The following is a 1,396-nucleotide window of genomic DNA, read 5'->3' on the forward strand; positions in this document are numbered from 1 at the left end:
GGCGGCCAGGGGCGCCAGGGTGGGCGGGGCCTGCGCCAGCGGGGCGACCGGCTCGAACCGCTGCTTGATCCCCAGCTGCGCCGCTCCTCCCGCAGCACCCGGCGTCAGGGGCTGGAGCAGGACCTGCCGGCGCTGGAGGGGGACCTCAGTTCCCCAGACCCGGAAGATTCAGATCCAGGCCCCCGGTGAGGGTTTCCATGCGCTCGCGCATGGTGCCGGTGGAGACCTCGTAGGCCTTGCAGAGGGCGGCCAGCACGGCCGCCTCGACCGTCTCGACGGGTTCGGAGAGCAGCTCGGGGCTCAGCTCGACCCGCAGGGGCTGCTGGTTGCCGGAGAGCCAGACGCTGGCGCGGCCCTCGGGGTCGCTGCCCTGCAGTTCCATCGCATCAAGCTCTTCCTGGAGCTTCTGGGCGTCCTGCTGAATCTGCTGGGCCTTGCGGAAGGCCTCGGTCAGCTGTCCGAAATTGGGAAGTCCGAAGCCGGCCATGCCAGGGGGGTCGTCGTCTGGGGGCAGGCTAGAACCCCAGCCGCTGGACCTCCGGGTGCAGCCGCACGCCGCGGCCCTCCAGCACCCGTTGCTGCACCAGTCGGATCAGGGCGTCGATGTCGGTGGCGGTGGCGGCCCCGGTGTTGACGATGAAATTGGCGTGGATCGGCGACACCTGGGCCTCGCCGATGGCGAGTCCCTTGAGGCCGAGGGATTCGATCAGCTGGCCGGCCTTGAGCGGTTCGGGATTGCGGAACACGCTGCCGCAGCTGGGTTGTTGGTACGGCTGGGTGCTGGTGCGGCTCTGCAGGTTGGCGCTGGTGCGGGCGGTGAGCAGTGCCGGGTCGTGGCCTGGCTCCAGCCGGAAGCGGGCCGAGAGCACCAGCAGCGGCTCCTCCTGCAGGCGGCTGTGGCGGTAGGCGAAGGCCAGATCGCCGGCGGCCAGCTCGAAGGGGACGTCGGGCCGGCGCGGATCCAGCACCCGCACCGACACGAGCCATTCGGCCGTGCAGCCCCCCTGGGCGCCGGCGTTCATCACCACCGCGCCTCCCACGGTGCCGGGAATGCCGACGGCCCACTCCAGCCCCCGCAGGCCGCTGCGGGCCGCCTTGCGGGCCAGGGTGGGGATCGGTTCGCCCGCCTCGGCCTCCACCCAGCCCTCGCCTGGGTCCAGGCGGCTGCCCTGCAGCCGCCGGTTGCAGAGGGTGAGGCCATCGAGGCCGCCGTCGGCGATCAGCAGATTGGAGCCGGCGCCGATGCAGCGGAAGGGGAGCCCCGAGGCCGCCGCCCAGGCGGCGTGGGCGACCAGTTCCGCCTGGTCGGCGGGCTCGGCGAACCAGGCGGCCGGCCCGCCCACCTTCCAGGGGGTGTAGTCCCGCAGGGCGACCCCTGCCCGGGGCTGGCTGGGCG

The 1,396-nt window shown here is 72.9% G+C and carries 2 protein-coding genes and 1 pseudogene; 1 reads left to right on the forward strand and 2 read right to left on the reverse strand.

The window, feature by feature from the left end:
- Window positions 1-189, forward strand: a pseudogene (locus VB737_RS16730) (ribosome small subunit-dependent GTPase A); the annotation flags it as partial.
- Here the strand turns inward: VB737_RS16730 and VB737_RS16735 are convergent.
- Both VB737_RS16735 and murB read right to left on the reverse strand, forming a co-directional pair.
- The gene (locus VB737_RS16735; RefSeq protein ID WP_500314627.1) at window positions 146-487 is read right to left on the reverse strand and encodes a YbaB/EbfC family nucleoid-associated protein; all 342 of its coding nucleotides are present in this window, start codon (window positions 485-487) and stop codon (window positions 146-148) included. The pseudogene VB737_RS16730 and the gene VB737_RS16735 overlap by 44 nt on opposite strands.
- Window positions 488-515: 28 nt before the next feature.
- The coding region (murB, locus tag VB737_RS16740) for a UDP-N-acetylmuramate dehydrogenase (protein WP_500314628.1) at window positions 516-1,396 on the reverse strand (881 nt) is incomplete at its 5' end.

Source organism: Synechococcus sp. BA-120 BA3 (genome assembly GCF_034931285.1).
Classification (GTDB): domain Bacteria; phylum Cyanobacteriota; class Cyanobacteriia; order PCC-6307; family Cyanobiaceae; genus Cyanobium.